Raw genomic sequence first — 18,890 nt, forward strand, 5'->3', positions numbered from 1 at the left:
GCATTATGAGCCCAATGACCGGCGAAGTCATCAGTGCATAATTGGTTCTCCGGGTCCTGTCCAAACCGTAGATATCCTGTCTAATATTCTATAAATAAGAAAGTTACATCGATTGATATTGTATTTGTGTTGTAAAAAGAAGATTTTTCTTATGTTTCCAATTGTTTTTTTATCAAGAAAATAGAGGAGTAATTTAGTTATAGTTCAAATTGGATATATTTAAGTATAATCTTACAAATGAGATTAATGCTGACTATGACATTTTTAATTATGATAATAGGGGAAAATAAGTAATTGAACTATTTTATTAATTTGGGCAAAATGTTTAAAAGATACTTATAGCAGAAGTCTAATGGAATTGAAATTTTGAAGAAATAGATTTTTGTGGTAGAAAAATAAAAGTGCTACTTGAAATAAATGGTTAGATTCTTTTGAATTTGCTGCTATTTACTAATTGCATATTTATAGGAATACTCCTCATTCTTATTCATATAACATTCATGCTTTATAGAAATAGATTTTCTCTTAATGTGGGAAAATCTATTTCTATAAAGTTAAAGAGGTATTCCTGTAAATACCAACCAAGATTATTCTAGCCTGGCTATCCCCTCCATCAGCGAAGCCCCGCTTACTTGTGCTCCCATTGAAGCTGGTTCACTGGATTTCCACATTTCACCCCACCAATAGTTGCAATACATCGCTGGGTAAGCCGCATGATTCAAATTCATGCGCAAAGTTTCAGCATTATTTTTCAGAAAGGTTATCAAATGTTTGCCTATAGAACCAGATGCCTCGTCTAATGCAAGGTTCACTGCATATGGAATATAAACAGACTTAAAAATACTTTGGTCCATACTGCTGCCTTCGTCACGTAAAATGCCATTTCGTAAGCAACGATCGCTTGTAGCGGCATAGTTGATCACTTGTTTTGCTTTGTCCATGTATTTACTTTCTTGTGTGATATGGTATAGTTGGCGACAGGCTTCTCCAAATGTTCCCTGTGTATAAGTCAGAGGTGGTTCCTCCACTCGTCCATCGGCATTGTACGAATTGTTGATCACATACTCGTACAACTTCTTTGCATCAGATAAATAATTTCCATCTCCATATCGTTGATAGAGTTTAGCAGCTACCAGACAACCTGGAGAATTAGTGCAAGCATTACGGTCGTTTTGGGTGGTATTCCATGGAAGTCCCGTACCTTTATCATCTGTCCATGCTCGAGTAATAATGTATTTGTCGTATACAATTTTAGCGGTTTGCGCAAATTTTTCATCGCCTGTTGCCTCGGAGAGATGTATCAGAGTAAGGCAAATCCAGCACATGTCATCAGTAAAGTCATTTAGGAAGCCGGTTTCATCTGATGGATTACGGTGGTAATTGTTAGCGTGGTTGGCATACCAGCGTTCAAAATAAGTGCGGTAAGTAGCAGCCAATTGCGTATTTGTGTCTTTAATACGTTTATAAGAGTAAATCACTACATCCATAGCATGCGCTTGTTGCCAGTAGATATAAGCCGATTCGTTCGATATATCTTTGGGTGTACTCCAAAATGTACCTTTACTTTTATTCATGAATTGCTCTATTAAGACATATGTGCAACTGTCGGCAAGAGTTGCCCAAGAAAAAGGAACAGTGGTTTCAGCAGGTGTAGCAATTACTGTTACTGCTGACGAACGATGACCATAGTTATCTATTGCTATGGCAGAAATTTCATATGTTCCGTACTGTGGCAATTGGAATGTATAGTTTCCTGTTTTCCCAGCTGCTCCTTGAATAATTTGTTTCCCGTTATGTGTATCGCCATTCTTTTGCAAATAAGAAAGTTCTACACCGAGTAAATTAGGGGTATTCGGATTTTGCCATGTGATCAGTAGTTGATTAGCGATTTGTGTAGATTTTGCCTCCAAGTTAGTTACTGGAGAAACTGTTATTTCAGGTTCCTTGTTCCTTTCATCATTTGCCTCCGAGTAATTATCGTTTCCTCCTTCCCCGCAGGAGATAAACAGGAATATTAAGCAAATTATGAATTGAAGTAAATAATAGGTCTGTGCGAATTGTTTCATAATATAAAGCTTTAGAAGTTATTAAAGATTGTTTCCAAATATTTCAGTCTTGCAATATACCAAGACTTTATGTATTCTGCTTCCTCTTCGGGATTAGCATATCCATACATGGAATATCCTGTCCACCGTTGGCGATCTCGTTCCAATGCACCTGATTCCACAATCTGTCTTTTATAGTAATCTACTTTAGAAGCCAGGTTTGCCGGGCTGAGAACATTATCTTTAACCGCCATCAGGCGTTCGTATATCTGGCGTTTGATATTGTTCGGGTTCTCGTTCATAATTCTCTCAAAGGGGCGGAAGTATTTGGAACCGGCATCATTACGGAGTATTAGCCCGTTGTCAAAACCAAGACCTTTTTCGGGATCAAGTTTGATGGTATCCCAAGTGCGTCCCAATGTACCATCCAAGTCCCAGGGCTGAATAATGAACTTGGGTAATAAAGTGAGATTTACATTGTATATACCCCAAAAAACATTTCGTCCTGTGTTATCATAAGCTGACAGCAGATTAATAAAGATAAAATAATCAATCAGAGAGGAAATATCCAGTCGCTCTTCATATTGGGCGGCAAATTCTTCTTTTGATGCTACAGCGAAGAACTGGATGAGATCAGAAAGATATTTAAATTCGATTTCACCCACCTCGTCCGGATAATCGGACTCAAAACCCTGCCATGTCTGTTTGGAGTTACTATATGGAGTATTGATTCCTTGTAGTTTACACTCATCCGTCCATTCCTTACCCTTATAGAGATAACCACCTTTCTTTTTCAGTTTCAACTGCTTACGATCGATACGATCGCTTAAAATATACAAACCATGGTAAGCTCCGTCCAAGATCATTTCGACAGGATAGCCATGTGTAGCATTCACAGCCTCGGGTTCTGTATTACTATAATATAAAGTGTTGAAATCGTTCCAAAGATCAAAACAAACACGATTACGCATTTTGCTACAATCTAGCCACATAGCATCCAGTATCCATGATTGATCTTCTCTCATGCCCAATAGTCTTGCGTCTTGATTTTCATTCGTTTGACGGTTTTTCAATTTAAAACTGAAAGACTTCTTGGCATAACGTAAAGCTCCTGCTCCACGAAACTCGATACCGGCATAGCTCTCAAATCGTAAGACAGAGTTGTTGGTGCGCCGTTTAGGATCAGTCAGCACTATGTCACACGGGCGTTTATTCTCATCCTCAATACCTTCAGGAGCAGAGATCTCAATCACGGGAACACCAGTTACAATCAATCGACAAGACCTGATTTTATCAATAGTATTGTTACCTGCTTCCATTTCTATATTTTGTCCGGGATTCAGGCTCAGTGCTATATTTTCGCCCGACTTAATTTTCTTATCTCCGATCTTGATAAAATCGACTCCGATGCCGCCAAACTCAACTTTGACCTTTGCAGGTTGTGCAGCATCCATATCTATAGGTAGATAATACGAATTGTTCACATAATCCACAGCTGTAGTTACTCCGTCGATAGTCAGATTCAACAAGCGAAGATAATCTTCTTCTCCCTCTATAGACGATTGCATAACGGTAATTCCTTTTTCTTCTTTTCCCGAGATGATTGCAATCCGTCCATTTCTTGGCAAACCGGAAGTATTTTCTTTAACTTTGATTCGAACCTTAGTGATACCTATCCCTCCGGAAGAAGGTGAGAGCGTCATCCAATCGCAATGTATACTTGATTGCCATGCGCCGCCTGAAGATACGTTGACTTCTTGTTCACCGCCTTCTATCGTCATTGCCACTTGATAAATGGATAGAGAAAATGGTAAAGTAGTGTATACATCGTTTTCCTTATCTGAAGAACAGGCTGCAAGCAGACTTAAAATCAATAAAGCCGGTAGTATTTTATAAAGATTCATAATACAGATCTAAAATTTAAATGTATATCCTGCGCCAATCACATGTCCATTTGCTTCATCCTCATCTGCATGGTTCTGATACAAATAGTAAAAATCAAGTCCGTGGTGTTTGCTCAACTTCCATTCTACACCTAAGGTCCAGCGTGTTTTGTCAATCGCCCCTTTATCGCTAAGCAAATGAGTCAATTCACACGAAGCGTAAGGAGTGAGACTACATTTAGGTATATTGTATGTTGCTTGCAGACGAGAACGAAGCACGTTCTTTCCTTTACCTTTCACGTATTCATCGTCTTTAAGACTACCATCGTCACCATCAAACTTTGATATAGACTGACTGGGGCGATAGGTATATTGCCAACGTTCCCGAAGTGAGAATGTGAATCTACTTAAACTCACTTTTCCCGTTAGTTGGAAATAGAAACGGTGTTTGGGTTGCCAATATTCAGGGATAACATTTCCTTTGTTTGTAATTTCAGAAGGGTGATTATAATAGATGTAAGTGTATGCTGTTGCGGCTTTCAGCCAGTTTGTTATTTTATATGCCATGCCTGCCGATCCCGACCAACGTCCCACTTCGCTTAACTTGTCACGTGAACGGAACTCTCCTTCCAGCGAAATATCAAAGTTCCGGAATAATCTTTTTTCCATCCCCACACTGGTCCATAGACCCAAATCGTCTTTTTGTGCTTGTAAAGCAAAAGATACAAGACAAAACAAACCTGCCAAAAAAAGTTTCTTATTCATTTCCACGTGGTATTTTGGTTAATGTATCAATCGTATTTATCTCATTTGTCATCGGTTCATAATAGATTTTAAGCATGGCGGCATCGTGAAGAAAGTCAATGTACCCAACTTCCACCCGAATAATTTTCAGTCCGGTACGCGCTTTAATATCTGCAATCAATTCTTGTTCACACGAGGATTTGATAAGTTCGATTCGATCGTAGAGTATCAGTTTACATGAAACATGCTTTAGCCACCGATTACTCTCACACAACCAGATACATAATACAAACAATAAATTAGCTCCTATTAGTCCGCCATAGTTTACTTCCACGCCCAACGCGTTTATTACTGATATGGCGATAATGGCAAACAGATAAGTCATCTCTCGTACAGGCATGGACTCAGTCCGATAACGGATGATACCGAAAATAGCAAATAAACCGAGAGCAAATCCTACCTTTAACTTTACACTACCCAGCAGAAATATCATCAAGAAAATGCTGATACTTATTAATGTGAAGGTGAAGTGATAATCTCTTCGCTTGCTCTTTGGATAATAGAAAAGGTGAATAATAATGCCTGTTACCAAGAAGTTGAAGCCAAAACGCAGCAATAACTGCAAAAAGTCACCACCGTCTATGAGTGGAGTTTCTATTATATCAAGAAAATCTAATTCATCCATATATAAGTATGTTTTTATATTGATTATTAATATACTCCCATTTTATTCAGCATGCGCAACTTTGGTTTCAGCCGATTGCATTTTAAATGTGATACTGTAAGTGCTGACCCTATACAATATTTGGAAAATCCGGAAGATTGTATATGTAGTTTATGTAGTATCTCTTTAATAGGTGAAAATGTGTGTCCATCTCGTTTTAGTTCAATGATAACTATGTTATCCAAACTTGATATTTTTCCGCTTTGTAAGCAACGGAATTCAACTCCTGTATCAATTGTGAGGCGTTCTGTTTTATGATTATTAACAAGTGTAATACGGTGAAATGAGCTTTCAAGCAAAGGCAGAAGTTGTGATTGATCATACCATGCATGTTGACGTAAAAATGTATCCCCGCCGTCTTCTTTGATACTTTCAATACTCCCGATGCGGATTCTCCTTTTGTCTGTTCTTCCTTTATTATTTCTATTTTTTACTTCCAAAAATGTGAGATCTGAGTTTACGTACGTGCGTATGCGAATTTTCTCTCGTACGATACGTCCACTCTGATGAGTTACATACATATCACGATCTGGTGTGTCTAAATAGATTGTATGATAAGCAATATTGTATTCACCGTTCACTTCTTGAACGCGGTAATCATGTCTGGCAACAAGAAGTATCTCTTTTAATATTTGGTAAGAGGTGACATATTTGGTATCAGTACGATTCATCAACTTTATGCCACTCATTTCCTCCAAAGATATAGGAATATATTCCTTGAGTATCTGCAGAATCTCGGTCATGTTAAAGATAGTATTAGAATAAAAAGGGGAAGGTAACTTCAAGGTTAAAGTTTCCTTCCCTTCTTTTTTAAATTAGCATCGTATTAATCCCATTCGATAGCCTGGTCTTTATCAGGTATCTGAGTATTAATGTTGCGCTGCATGGAGATAGTACCTTCAAACCGAAACTTTATTCTGGCTCCCGGCGCTAAAGTATAATCTTCAAATTCATAGTCAACATCACGAATCATAATAGTACGTTTTAATAAATAGGGACGTACAGCATCCATTTCTTCTTCAATATAGCTACTAGCTTGAGTATTTATTTTGAATCCATTGTTTTCGGCGTTATCACTCGTTAACTCCACTATATTAGTATTTGGAATGAAATGGGCTATGATTTTGTAATTTCTACGATCTTGACGGCTTTCGTCAATTGTACCTGCATAGAAAAATATAGTCTCATCATCAATAGCATAAGTCGTTATTTGACTTTTCACTAACGGCTCATTTTCTCCTGCACCTGCATCAACCAACTTTCCTTGAAGATTAGTACCACCATATGTACCAGAGTAATCATTAAAAGGCATGATACGAAGTAATGCTTTGCGGTAATGTTTACGATAATTCGGTTTGTATTCATCATTTGGTGCATCTTCAATAGTTAATGGTAATACCCACTTATCAACTAAGTCCAGCCCAGTCAAATCAAACTCTATATCGAGATAGGCCACATTTTCTCCTGCTTTAATTTGTACGGTTTCAGGAAAAGAGTAATGTTTAGCTGGCATTTCTCTATACCAAAGATCTTCGCGACTGGAAAAACGAGCAATGTTAAGTGTACGTAAAGTATCCGTATCAATTCCGATTTTTACAGTTATATCACGATCATTTTTAGTTGATCCGCTGACAAGGATAGGTAGTCTGTAAGTTGTTTTTCCCGTTTCGCTATAAGATAGATTAATCCTAGTTACTCCATTGCTGTTAATCGGTGCTTTGAATGAAATATAGTGCTCAAACTGCTCTTCTTTCCATTCGTCATTACAAGCACTGAACATCACTAATGCAATTAGTGAAAATAATAAAGTATATATTCCTTTCATATTTGTTCCCATGTTATAAATTAATCATTGTAAGTCCAACCCGGATTCTGTGTCAGACGCTTATTACGTTTCAATTCTCTATGTGAGATTGGCCAGAACCACATTTTGTCAGAGAATGTAGCGGACAAGTTCCAGACAGCAATTGGTGTATGGAACATCTCTCGATCTGATTCTGTCATAAGTGTATTACAACCATAAACGGGTATTGCCTCTTCCACTCTCGCATCTTTCCAACGACGGATGTCGTAGTAACGCTTTCCTTCTCCCATCAATTCTATTTGTCGTTCGCGTTTTAGATAGATACGGAAGATATCTTTGTCTGCATATATATTATTATCGAAGTCGGGTACACCGGCACGCATACGTACAGGTTTAATTCCTTTTCTCATTTCGGCAACCGAACGATGAATCGAATGAGTTTTGGTGCCGTCCCAGGATGGAATATCATATGTACCTTCACTCACTTCATTGATGGCTTCAGCATACATCAACAAAATGTCCGCATAACGAATTGCCGGCTCCGGCTTATATCGAAGGTTATCGATATTGTTATTTTGATAAGTGTCATCAGGATGAACATACTTCATAATACCTATACCTGTGCGTAGCCAGAACATGCCTGCATTATATCCATCTCTTTTCCCACGATAATAGAATATTTGTTTATTTCTATCTACTATTTCTTTTTCATTGCCTAGATACCAATACGCTCCGTTATATGCAACAGAAGCATAGAAGCGTGGTTCCCGATCGGCATATTGTAAGGAAACTCCAGCTGCAAGTGGCTTATGTTCCTCTGCAGTAGAAGTGAAACCTGTTGCACGTGGACGACTATCTAAACGATGAATGTTATTATATTCTGGTACATTTGCATATTCAGAATTCATACCCGGACAATTGCTTCCGTCGTTCATATAGTAAGCATCCACAATCTTTTGTGTCAGTCCACTTGTATTCCATCCAGTGGCAGTGAGGGGTAACTGATGAACTACCATATCTCTGATACTTTGTCCTCCAATATTTCTACCTCGACTAAAGATTAATTCAGGATTACTTAAAATATCTATTTGACCATTGAATACAGACCGGTAAGACTCGAACGGGTCGATATCTTTCCAACCTTCGGGGTAGTTAGTATTGCTGTATACTTCATGATATGGAGGGTTGATTGTTGCCGGTTCTGCCGGTGAATCTGTTGTACGTCTATCGGCCGTATATAATTCATATACCCCCAGTTCCATTACATCTTTAGCGGCAGCAGCAGCCTTAGCCCATTTTTCCTCACTATATTCAGGAGAAAGTAAACGATTACCTTTGTCATCTACTAATAGTTGAGCGAATTCATCGTTGTTACCATTAGCTAGTGGGCTAGCAGCATAAAGCAACGCTAATGCACGGGCAGATAAAGCAGCTCCACGAGTTGGACGGGCAGCAGAGTTCTGGCCTCTTGTTAGAGCCAGATCCTTAGCAGCCAAAGCCATTTCCTGACTGATATAATCAGCAATCTGTTCATAAGGTGCACGTGGAGTAGCCAGTTCATCGTAGGATGCGTCATAATCAAGTCCGTTATCAGGTAATAAAGGTACCGGACCATATCTACGAAGCAACAACCAATAGTAATAAGCTCTGACAAAGCGGGCTTGTGCTTTATAATCAAGCCGTTCGGCTTCGCTTTCAAACTTATCGTTCATGTCAACATACTGAATAAAAATAGTAGCTTGTCGGATTCCCTGATAACATCTTTCCCACATTTCTTGTTTGGTGTTCTCATCATACAATCCTTCTTTAAATTCATTATATGACAACTCACCATCTTTTGACTCTTGTATGGAACCGTCATCATCACCATAATACATATCATCTGCAAAACAATGTGGAGTACGTCTTTTGTTACAAACATCAGCACAAGCATCGCTTAAATAACTGAACGCATTTGCTAACCAGGCTTCTGTTTTATCTCTGTCCGTGAAAACCTTTTCAATCGTTTCCCGATCTTTAAAAATATAATCAGAGTCCAAATAGTCAGAACAGGACTGCATGCCTAATCCTAAAACTGATATCAATAGAATATATAGTTTTTTCTTCATGTTTTCTATTATTTTATAAATTAACGCTTATACCCATCGTTACTGATTTTGTTAATGGATATGATTCACCTCTAGGATCTCCCATTTCTGGATCCCAAGTCTTGAAACTAGACCATGTCAATAGATTCGTTCCAACTAAAAATAGACGAATATTATTAAAGTGCAGCTTGTTAACAATTGATTTGGGGAGTGTATAACCCACATCAATCGTTTTTAATCGAAGGTAACGACCATTTTTCAACCAGAAAGTAGAGTTCCGGTAGTTATTACTGCTTGCATTATCACCTTGATAGCTCAAACGAGGGTACGAAGCATTGGGATTTTCATTAGCTGGAATACCTAATGTTTCGGCTGTATCAGCATCTACCCAACGATTGTCCAACATTCCTTTAAAAATATTTCCCCATTCACCTTCCGTAAAGGCCCATACACATTTACCATACGTGAAAAATGTTGATTTACCAGCACCTTGAAAGTGAACATTTATATCCAAACCTTTCCAAACAGCAGATGCACCTAAACCGTAAATCAGATTTGGACGACTAGTTGCACCAATAGCTACCTGGTCTCCGTCATTAATTACACCATCACCATTAACATCCCTATACTTAATATCTCCAGGTTGCACTTTTCCCCAACTTTGTGTCGGGCTATTGCGGATATCGTCGTAATCTTTGAATAATCCTTCTGCTATTAATCCCTTACATTGGTCCACACGATAGCCTCTTTGCATCTGATAGGCATATACATTATTCTCTTCATCCCTTTCCAGTACTTCGTTCTTGCTATAAGTGATGTTACCACGTACAGTCAAGTTTACATCATTGATTCTCTGTTTGTATGAGAAATGACCATCAAAACCTTTAGAACTTACAGCACCTACATTGGCAGCTGGATTATGCCCGTTTAATCCGACAATCTGGGGTAAATAATTACGGACCATATAGATTCCGGTACGTTTTTCATCGAAATAATCGATAGTTGCAGTAAATTTATCATTGAACAATGCAAGGTCTACACCTAAGTCTTTCTTTTCAGCAACCTCCCAAGTAATACCATTGGACGCTACATCTGCAAATCCTAGACCGCCAAATGAATAACTTGAAGGATATTGTGCCCAATCATATCCACCATAAACTATTTCATTATCTCCGTTTTTATAACGGTCTGCAATAGTATAAAGATATGGGAAACGCGTTCCAACATTATCATTACCTACTTTACCATAAGAGAAACGGACTTTAAACATATTCATCCATTTCATGTGATTTTTGATAAACGGTTCTTCCGCAATATTCCATGCAAGAGAAAATGCTGGGAAAAAACCAAAACGATCACCTTTAGCAAAGTTCTCACTTCCATTATAACCGAAATTAAAGTCAATAAAATAGCGATAATTCCAATTATAAGCTACACGTCCGGCTAAGTCCTGATTACGTTTGCTAATACCGGTTTTCAAATCTTCTCCTAAATTTTGTGTCTGAATGTAAGAGTCTTGTGTGTACTTTATCGTAGCACTAGGATGGTGAGCTCCAAAAGCACGATCCCAATTTAACATCATATCTAGGAATTCCCGACGATTTCCGCTTGAACTGCTTTCTTGCTTCATGTTTTGAGAACCACTGATCTTTTTCCATCTTAAATCACCTGTTTCCGGATCTCTGGCACGTTCTGCTAACCATTGTTCTGGCCATTTCAGGCGACGGATAGTATTTTGATTGTTACTGTCATAACCAAAACGTCCGACAAATTTTAGTCCTTTTGTGATAAAATCGAAGTTTTGTTCCAAAGAAACATTTGTCTCAATATTATTTGTCCAGTTTTCATTGAATCCGGTTTGAGTTGCAGCAACCCATGGGTTCGTTTTATTACCGGTTCCGATAGCGGGTATGTATCCGTTAGAATATACAACAGGAGTCTTAATTGGATTATATCCAAAAAGTTCCCCCCAAACTTCACCATCACCTAATCCCGGACTATTGCGTTTGGATAAGAAACCTGCTACTCCAACTTTTAATAAGGTTGTCTTTGTAATGTCAATATCCGTATTTAATCGATAGTTCCAGCGATGGTAAGCTGCATTAGTGTTATAATCATCTTTTAAGGATTCATCTGTATTATACATACCATTCTCTTTCACATAGCTAGCTGAAACGAAATAACGAGCTGTTGTTCCACCTCCACTCATATTCATATTTGCTCGATATTGCCACGCACCCTCTTTTAAGAGTAAATCCATCCAGTCTACATTAGGATAAAGGTCTGTATCCAACCCTAAACGCAAGATGTCTAACTCTTCCGGTTTATATACAGCTTCGTTGTTACGAGTTATTCGAGATTCATTCATTAGGCTAGCATAAGAAAATCCGTCTTCAAATTTAGGAGTTACAGTTCTTGTATTATAGGTTGTTTCTACTTTGGCATCAATTTTGATTTTTCCGGCTTTTCCGTGTTTAGTGGTGATTAATACTACCCCATTAGCACCTTTTGAACCATAAATAGCTGTAGCCGAAGCATCTTTTAGTACTGTAAATGTTTCGACATCTTCAATATTGATCTCGTCCATACTTCGTTCAAAGCCATCAACTAATACATAGGCAGATGAGTTTGCACCAAACGTAGATATACCGCGTATCCAGAACTCCGATATATTTTTGCCTGGTTGCCCGGAAGTTTGACGTGCCATAATGCCTGGGACATTACCAGCCAATGCATTGACAATACTAGAAGATGGATTATGTTTCAGTTGACCTACATCTACTGTTGTAATAGCCCCTGTTTGTGTTAGTTTTTTCTGAACTCCTGTACCGGTAATTACAACCTCATCTACAGCTCTTATCACGCTTTCTTTCATAACAACGTTTATTGTACGCTGTTCTTTGACCATTATTTCTTTCGATTCATAACCGATGTATGTAAAAACTAACTGTCGATAAGGTTCCATAATTATGGAGTAATGGCCGTTCATATCTGTGATTGAACCTAAACCGGGCATGTCCTTTACACTAACATTAACACCGATCAATGGTTCTTTGTTTTCGTCTGTTACAACACCTTTCACAACAATTTTTTCTTGCTGTGCCATAACCGTTGAACAAAGGCACAACAGCATGATACATAATGATAAATATTTTTTCATATTATTCATGTGCGTTTTAATCATTAGTTATTCTTCTCCTTCGTAAGCAATTTTACGGATACGACGATTTGAACCATCACCGATATAATATGTATCGGTTGCTTCATCGTAGGCTATACCCTTCGGACGGTCGAAACGTGCTTCCTGGCGTAAGTCTCCATCTACATATCCCCACGGATTATTATTTAAGCTAGCACTTCCGCGACCTGCAAACGTAGTAACTTTTCCCTGTGGAGTTATTTTACGAATACATTGTCCCAATTTGTCACAAAGAATAAAGTCGTACTCATCTTCTTGTCCTGCATAATTAGGATTCTTTACAAATACACCTTGGTAGGGATTATGAAAACGAGCACTCGTACCGATTCCATCCACATAATCAGCTCTTTCAGCAGTTCCGGCAATAATATAAGGAGTTACGAATCTTTTGCTAGCCCAATCATAATTTGTACGTTGAATATAGTGCTTGTTAATAGATACAATGTATGCATAATTCCCGGTCGGATGTATACGGATATTATATTCCCATCCGTTATCCATTTGGAAAAGAACTTCTTTATCTGCGGGAGTTGTACGTGTACCATCAAATATTTCTTGAATTTGTTTTTTATCTACTTTAAAAAATTGCCCTTTGTTATAACTATTAAAGTACATGTCACCATCCACTGGGTGGAAAGCAACGGTATTACACTCTTTAAAATTAACTAATGCTAATCTATTGCCCCACATTTTGTAGTTATGATCTCCTGCTTGTGGAGCTTCTCTATTACGCGTGAAACCATACACAGCTGCTCTCAGTTCGTCTCCTTGATCAACTGCCACAGCCATGTGGTTTTCATCAAAAAAGGCAAGTGCACGTCCGCGGTTAGTACCTCCCATGTCACCTTCTGTAAGAGCCGTTCCTACATATTGGTTGTTGAGGTCGAGAATACGCATATTACCGTTTCCTTCATTCTCATCACCTGCACCTCTATCGGCTGCAACGTATACTAAATGGGGATATTTAGGGTCAAATTCTAACCAGTTTGGGGAACCAAATGCACCACAATCATTAAATGGACCATCTTTTGTATCGTACCCACCGTCATCTCTACGCGAACCACATAATGTACTCACTAACTGTTTTCGCACATATTCGAACTTGGTCTCTGCGATAGTAGATACTACCGGATTGTCGCCATTGGATATTTGTACTTCGATTTCTCCGGAATAAGCCTGTGAAGGTACCAAGCAGTAGATCGAATGGTTTTTTACATTGATTACGATAGCTTTTTTCCCACCGACAAAGACATTCACAATAGACGGATCATTACCAAAATTTTCTCCTGATATAACTAATCGCTGCCCGAATCCCCCCGTAGTCGGATTAATACCACTTACTTGAACCGGAATATTCGGATCAAATGCTGCATTGTCTGAATCTCCGTTGCTGTCATTGTCATCACTACAACTTCCGAAGAATAGAGTAACTAACAGTAATGCCATCCAGCATACCCGCCAGTAGTCTTTCATGATTTTGTTTTTTTTCATACGTAAAAAATTAATGATTAATAAAATATTATATTGTTGGTTCATTACTAATCTCTTGTGTATTATGCTGAAATGATTCATCCATGCGAAAAAGTATTCTTTCGACTTATTGTCCATATTTTTAATGATTCATCTTATCCATTAACACTTGTATCCAATATCCTCCAATTACGGAACGTGCCTTAAATCCAGTCATTCTGCCAGTTTTGGTATCATGCCAGTCACTGATAGGTACACGTGAAGTAGTTTCATTGATGTATTTATAAAGAGGATCTACAAACTTCTCAAAAATTTCACGGTTTGGCGACATGGCTGCTGTCCACATAATCCAGTCGGATTTTGTGTAATCTCTGCGGGAATCTAATGGTAAGCCATATAGATTCTGCTTTGTCAGATAGTAGTTGATTTCTTTACTGATTACATTATTAGGGAATATATTTAAATTCCACATCTTATCCCAGATAATATTATACTTTTGACTCCAAGTATTATTGCGGTCGAAAGCGAGGCGATAATGGTCACCTTCATTTGCCATTTTTTCCCATTTCATCGCCATTTTTTTAGCTATGTCAGCGTATCTCTCTGCTACACTGTTTAATCCGAGTATACGGGCTATTTCACTATATCCGGCTACACCCATAATCGCTTTTATTGAAAGATTGGCATTATGGGCCCAATGGCCTGCAAAATCATCTGTACAAAGTTGATTTTCCGGGTCCTGTCCAAACGACCCGTAAATACATTAATATCCTCTTAATTAATGGATTACGATTGAATTGTATTGCGTTTGTATTGTAATTCTATGTATTATACATGAATAAATAAGTTACAGAAAGAAAAGAATTATAGGAAGTATGAAATACTTGTCTTATATATTAGAATAGCAGTTCCTTATAGATTTATTTAAAAACTTTATTTTCATCTGTCTAAATGCTCTAACGATGTAAGAATGAAGCATATCTGTTTGGACATGAACATAAACTCTATAACATTACTGTGTTTTATATGGTTAGATATCAACAACTTAGAGTTTCCTGTAATTTCTTGGAATGGAAACTAACGTGTTGTGTCTTATCCTAAAAATGATTATAGTTTTATCTCCTAAGGAATTCATCTGGCTAATTTGGCACGCAACTCTTTTAGTCTTTTAGCAGCCTGCTGATTATCCACTTTAATATATCGCATAAACGCAGATGGACTTTTATGTCCGGATATACGCATTAGTTCTGCTGCAGGAAAACCAGATAGATACATGTTTGTACAAAACGATCGCCGACAGGTGTGGGAAGAGATCATTTCCCATTTCTCATATATCCTCTTTTCTCGCTCTTTACCTTTCCTGCGGACAACTTCAATCTTCTGGCTCAATTTTATCTTCCGCCCCAACTCTTTGACTCTCTCATTAAACATGTATCGTGGGATTTTAGGCAAATCATAATTATACTTTTTAAGAATTTCAGGCACATAATCAATCATGGGAATCACTACAGCCTTGTGTACCTTCCGCTGTTTGAGATTTATATTCTCATTATCCAAATCAATATGCTCAGGACTTAGAGTTGAAAGGTCACTGTATCGTAATCCTGTGAAACACCCGGTAATGAATACATCCCGTATTTCTTCCAATTGCTTATCATCTGATAAATCAAGTTCGTATATTGCAGCCAGCTCCTTTTCATTCAGATAAATAGCATCAGTTTCCTCCTCTACAACTTTGAAGTTCTTTAGGTCAATCGGTGGAATAATTCCTTTTACTATTTGATAATTAACAAAGCCTTTCAACAAACGTATGATTTTTCCTGCGGAATTGGTGAGCAGCCCTACGGTTCCGTTTGGTTTTACTACTTTATGAAATAGATAATCCATAAACTCGTTGTAAAATGTCAGATTCAAATTGCGGAATGTTACAGGTTGTGATGAGTATTCTTTGAAGGCGGTCAGATGCTTGCGGAGTGTTCGATAGTCTTTTATTTGATCTGCAGAGACGGATGGTGCTTTTTCCACTATATATCGTTCTAATGCATCAAACATATCTACTCGATTAGGACGCAGATCATATTCCCTGTTCTTTTCTAATTCAAGCAAGACAAAATCAACTGTCGGATCTATGCCGTTCACTTTTGCATAAGTGAGAATATCACCGAGTTTAGATGTTATCTTAATCAAGCAGGCATCAATTTCTTCATAATGGGGACATGCACGCTTAATCCATTTCCTTTTTGCATCCCAATGTTCCGGTTTGATATTGTATCCGGTAGAGATAAGCGTACGCTTGTTCCGATTGTAATTATATCGAACATAAAGGACAGTAGTTCCCTCTTGGGTAACATACTTGGGTTTAATATATGGTATATATTTTGCGATGGTATAATCAGTATTGCATTCGTGTTGCAAATTTACGAAAGCTATCTGAAATGACCAATATCTCTTTTGTTAAAGTTAGAAGTCATCAATTAATAGACCTTCATTTTGAGGTGGTAAGGATAAAATCTGCTCAAAAAAGGATAAATACTGCTCAAACAGCGTCAGAACCCCTGTTTCGTATGTTAAAAGAACGTTTGAAATCCAAAAAAGAATAGATTTTGTCCTTTCTTGAACACAGATTTTCCTTGTTTCTTCTATTAATTCCATTATTTTGTGTCATCAAAGATGAGATACTATGGAAAATAAAGAGTTTGTTAAAGCTCGATATTTGCTAGAAATACACAATTTGTTAGCCGCTTCTCCATAACATTTCATCCTAAATATGACAGTACTGGTATTATATATTATAAGGTATAGGAAAACGGGTATAAAGATTGCAATTATTCAAAGGTGAGATAGTATTAAGGTAAAAAGTGGATTTAAAAGAATACTTAGGGCTTGTTTTTTTATGAGGTAAATAAGATTGATGGATGGATAACCTTGGATTTGAAGATTAATTTAAAGCAAATATTTATGAAGAAATTGCTAGCCATAATGGCTCTTTCAGTCGGCTTGTTGGCAAATGCCCAGACCGTTGACTTATTAAAACCTGCAAAAGATATAGCGCTACGTGCTCCGTCGGTGCCTATTATCGTTTCAGATCCTTATTTCTCGATCTGGTCACCCTATGATAAATTAATGGAAGGTAGTACAGAGCATTGGACAAGTGCGAAGAAACCTTTATTGGGTGCTCTGCGTGTTGACGGAAAAGTATATCGTTTTTTGGGGAAAGATAAAATTAATCTGGTACCTATTGCTCCTATGACTAATGTAGAACGTTGGGAAGCAGCGTACACTAACAGCCAACCAGCAAACGGATGGCAAGAATTTCAGTTTGATGATAGCAATTGGAAGAAAGGTAAAGCAGCGTTTGGCAGTCGTGATATGGAACGTATTCACACAGAATGGAAAGGAGACAATACCGATATCTACATTCGTCGCACTTTCGATTTTAATGAACCGAATATCGCTGAAGATATTTATCTGATCTATTCTCATGATGATGTATTTGAGTTGTATCTAAATGGGGAAAAGCTTGTTTCTACAGGACTTGTCTGGAAGAATAATGTATATCTGAAACTTTCAGAAGAAGCAAAAAAGAAACTTCGTAAAGGTAAGAACGTAATCGCTGCCCATTGCCACAATACTACAGGTGGTTCATATGTCGATTTCGGATTGTTTCGTGAGAAGGAAAATGCTGTTAAGTTTGCAAATGAAGCAGTTCAGAAATCTGTAGACGTATTGGCTACTTCCACCTACTATACTTTCACTTGTGGTCCTGTAGAGCTTGATGTCGTGTTTACCGCTCCTCAATTGATTGATGATCTTGATTTATTGTCAACTCCTATAAACTATGTTTCTTATCGTGTACGTTCATTAGATAAAAAAACTCATGATGTACAATTCTATATGGAGACAACTCCTGAACTGGCTATTAATGAAAGTAACCAGCCTACTGTTGCTCGTACCTTATCAAAGAACGGTATCAGTTATGTAGAAGCAGGTTCAATTGATCAACCAATATGTGACCGAAGAGGTGACTTGATTTGTGCTGATTGGGGCTATGCATATCTTGCTAGTACGAATGGATCAGGTAAATCAGTCAGTTTGGGAGACTATTACGGAATGAAAGAATCATTCGTGAAAAATGGTACATTAGCCACTACAAAGACTAAATGGACAACTCGTAAAGAGGAAGATAATCCGGCTATGGCATATGTTCACAATCTCGGTTCTGTCTCTAATAGCGGGAAAGAAGGATTCATGATGCTTGGTTATGATGACATTTACTCTATTGAGTATATGTACGAGAAGCGTATGGGCTATTGGAAGCATGATGGCAAAGTGACTATCTTCGATGCTTTCGAAAAATTGAGAGACAACTATCAGGCTATTATGGAACGTTGTCGCGCCTTTGACGAACTTATTTATGACGATGCAGAAAAGGCAGGCGGCAAAAAATATGCAGAAATCTGTTCGGCATCTTATCGTCAAGTGATCTCTGCTCATAAACTCTTTACTGATAAAGAAGGTAACTTGTTATGGTTCTCTAAAGAAAACAACAGTAATGGTTGTGTAAATACAGTAGACCTAACTTATCCATCCGCACCACTATTTTTGATTTATAACCCTGAATTACAGAAAGCTATGATGACTAGTATCTTTGAGTATAGTGCTAGCGGTCGTTGGAACAAACCTTTTCCAGCACACGATTTAGGGACTTATCCTATTGCTAATGGTCAAGTGTATGGAGGTGACATGCCAATTGAAGAAGGAGGTAACATGGTAATTCTTGCTGCTGCTATTAGCAAAATCGAAGGGAATGCTGATTATGTAAAAAAATATTGGGATCTCTTAACTACTTGGACAAACTATCTCGTAGAGTATGGACAGGACCCGGAGAACCAATTATGCACTGATGACTTCGCCGGTCATTGGGCTCATAATGC

The 18,890-nt window shown here is 37.9% G+C and carries 12 protein-coding genes and 1 pseudogene; 1 reads left to right on the forward strand and 12 read right to left on the reverse strand.

What is annotated here, in order from left to right; all coding sequences use genetic code 11:
• Positions 1 to 587: 587 nt before the first annotated feature.
• From NBH01_RS25755 to NBH01_RS25810, 12 genes and pseudogenes are all read right to left on the reverse strand, one after another.
• Entirely contained in the window at positions 588 to 2,066 is a 1,479-nt protein-coding gene (locus tag NBH01_RS25755) for a glycoside hydrolase family 76 protein (RefSeq protein WP_055220820.1), read from the reverse strand.
• Positions 2,067 to 2,077: 11 nt separating this feature from the next.
• Positions 2,078 to 3,949, reverse strand: a complete 1,872-nt coding sequence (locus NBH01_RS25760) for a CotH kinase family protein (protein ID WP_225720203.1) — start codon at positions 3,947 to 3,949, stop codon at positions 2,078 to 2,080.
• 9 nt (positions 3,950 to 3,958) lie between these two features.
• On the reverse strand, positions 3,959 to 4,693 hold the full coding sequence (locus NBH01_RS25765) for a DUF2490 domain-containing protein (RefSeq protein ID WP_234141762.1): 735 nt from the start codon (positions 4,691 to 4,693) through the stop codon (positions 3,959 to 3,961).
• The gene (locus tag NBH01_RS25770; protein ID WP_234141763.1) at positions 4,686 to 5,357 is read right to left on the reverse strand and encodes a DUF4956 domain-containing protein; all 672 of its coding nucleotides are present in this window, start codon (positions 5,355 to 5,357) and stop codon (positions 4,686 to 4,688) included. The genes NBH01_RS25765 and NBH01_RS25770 overlap by 8 nt, the downstream gene beginning before the upstream one ends.
• 26 nt (positions 5,358 to 5,383) lie before the next feature.
• A complete protein-coding gene (locus NBH01_RS25775) occupies positions 5,384 to 6,139 on the reverse strand; it encodes a polyphosphate polymerase domain-containing protein (RefSeq protein ID WP_055220900.1) in 756 nt (251 codons plus the stop codon).
• Positions 6,140 to 6,222: 83 nt separating this feature from the next.
• A complete protein-coding gene (locus NBH01_RS25780; protein ID WP_055220826.1) occupies positions 6,223 to 7,221 on the reverse strand; it encodes a DUF4973 domain-containing protein in 999 nt (332 codons plus the stop codon).
• Positions 7,222 to 7,241: 20 nt separating this feature from the next.
• The gene (locus NBH01_RS25785) at positions 7,242 to 9,308 is read right to left on the reverse strand and encodes a RagB/SusD family nutrient uptake outer membrane protein (protein ID WP_055220828.1); all 2,067 of its coding nucleotides are present in this window, start codon (positions 9,306 to 9,308) and stop codon (positions 7,242 to 7,244) included.
• A gap of 13 nt (positions 9,309 to 9,321) precedes the next feature.
• A complete protein-coding gene (locus tag NBH01_RS25790) occupies positions 9,322 to 12,447 on the reverse strand; it encodes a SusC/RagA family TonB-linked outer membrane protein (protein ID WP_055220902.1) in 3,126 nt (1,041 codons plus the stop codon).
• A 27-nt stretch (positions 12,448 to 12,474) separates the two neighbouring features.
• Positions 12,475 to 13,977 carry an IPT/TIG domain-containing protein gene (locus NBH01_RS25795; RefSeq protein ID WP_250700362.1) on the reverse strand — a complete coding sequence of 501 codons (1,503 nt, stop codon included), beginning with the start codon at positions 13,975 to 13,977 and terminating at the stop codon, positions 12,475 to 12,477.
• Positions 13,978 to 14,098: 121 nt separating this feature from the next.
• Positions 14,099 to 14,704: pseudogene (locus NBH01_RS25800) on the reverse strand (DUF1793 domain-containing protein); the annotation flags it as partial.
• A 383-nt stretch (positions 14,705 to 15,087) separates the two neighbouring features.
• Positions 15,088 to 16,371, reverse strand: coding sequence for a site-specific integrase (locus NBH01_RS25805; protein ID WP_008763857.1), 1,284 nt, complete (start codon positions 16,369 to 16,371; stop codon positions 15,088 to 15,090).
• A gap of 45 nt (positions 16,372 to 16,416) precedes the next feature.
• Complete coding sequence (locus NBH01_RS25810; RefSeq protein ID WP_147326379.1) at positions 16,417 to 16,608, reverse strand: hypothetical protein; 192 nt, start codon at positions 16,606 to 16,608, stop codon at positions 16,417 to 16,419.
• Positions 16,609 to 16,914: 306 nt separating this feature from the next.
• Here NBH01_RS25810 and NBH01_RS25815 point away from each other — a divergent pair.
• Positions 16,915 to 18,890 (forward strand): glutaminase domain-containing protein (locus NBH01_RS25815; RefSeq protein WP_250700363.1); only part of this gene is annotated, 1,976 nt, incomplete at its 3' end.

The sequence above is a fragment of the Bacteroides sp. B1-V-101 genome, from assembly GCF_023656585.1.
GTDB classification, from domain to species: domain Bacteria; phylum Bacteroidota; class Bacteroidia; order Bacteroidales; family Bacteroidaceae; genus Bacteroides; species Bacteroides thetaiotaomicron.

Bases quoted from the DNA above. Each gene is read 5' to 3' on its own strand.
- NBH01_RS25795 (WP_250700362.1), bottom strand. From the start codon at position 13,977: ATGAAAAAAAACAAAATCATGAAAGACTACTGGCGGGTATGCTGGATG.
- NBH01_RS25810 (WP_147326379.1), bottom strand. From the start codon at position 16,608: ATGGAATTAATAGAAGAAACAAGGAAAATCTGTGTTCAAGAAAGGACA.
- NBH01_RS25770 (WP_234141763.1), bottom strand. From the start codon at position 5,357: ATGGATGAATTAGATTTTCTTGATATAATAGAAACTCCACTCATAGAC.
- NBH01_RS25755 (WP_055220820.1), bottom strand. From the start codon at position 2,066: ATGAAACAATTCGCACAGACCTATTATTTACTTCAATTCATAATTTGC.
- NBH01_RS25785 (WP_055220828.1), bottom strand. From the start codon at position 9,308: ATGAAGAAAAAACTATATATTCTATTGATATCAGTTTTAGGATTAGGC.
- NBH01_RS25765 (WP_234141762.1), bottom strand. From the start codon at position 4,693: ATGAATAAGAAACTTTTTTTGGCAGGTTTGTTTTGTCTTGTATCTTTT.
- NBH01_RS25775 (WP_055220900.1), bottom strand. From the start codon at position 6,139: ATGACCGAGATTCTGCAGATACTCAAGGAATATATTCCTATATCTTTG.
- NBH01_RS25790 (WP_055220902.1), bottom strand. From the start codon at position 12,447: ATGAAAAAATATTTATCATTATGTATCATGCTGTTGTGCCTTTGTTCA.
- NBH01_RS25780 (WP_055220826.1), bottom strand. From the start codon at position 7,221: ATGAAAGGAATATATACTTTATTATTTTCACTAATTGCATTAGTGATG.
- NBH01_RS25760 (WP_225720203.1), bottom strand. From the start codon at position 3,949: ATGAATCTTTATAAAATACTACCGGCTTTATTGATTTTAAGTCTGCTT.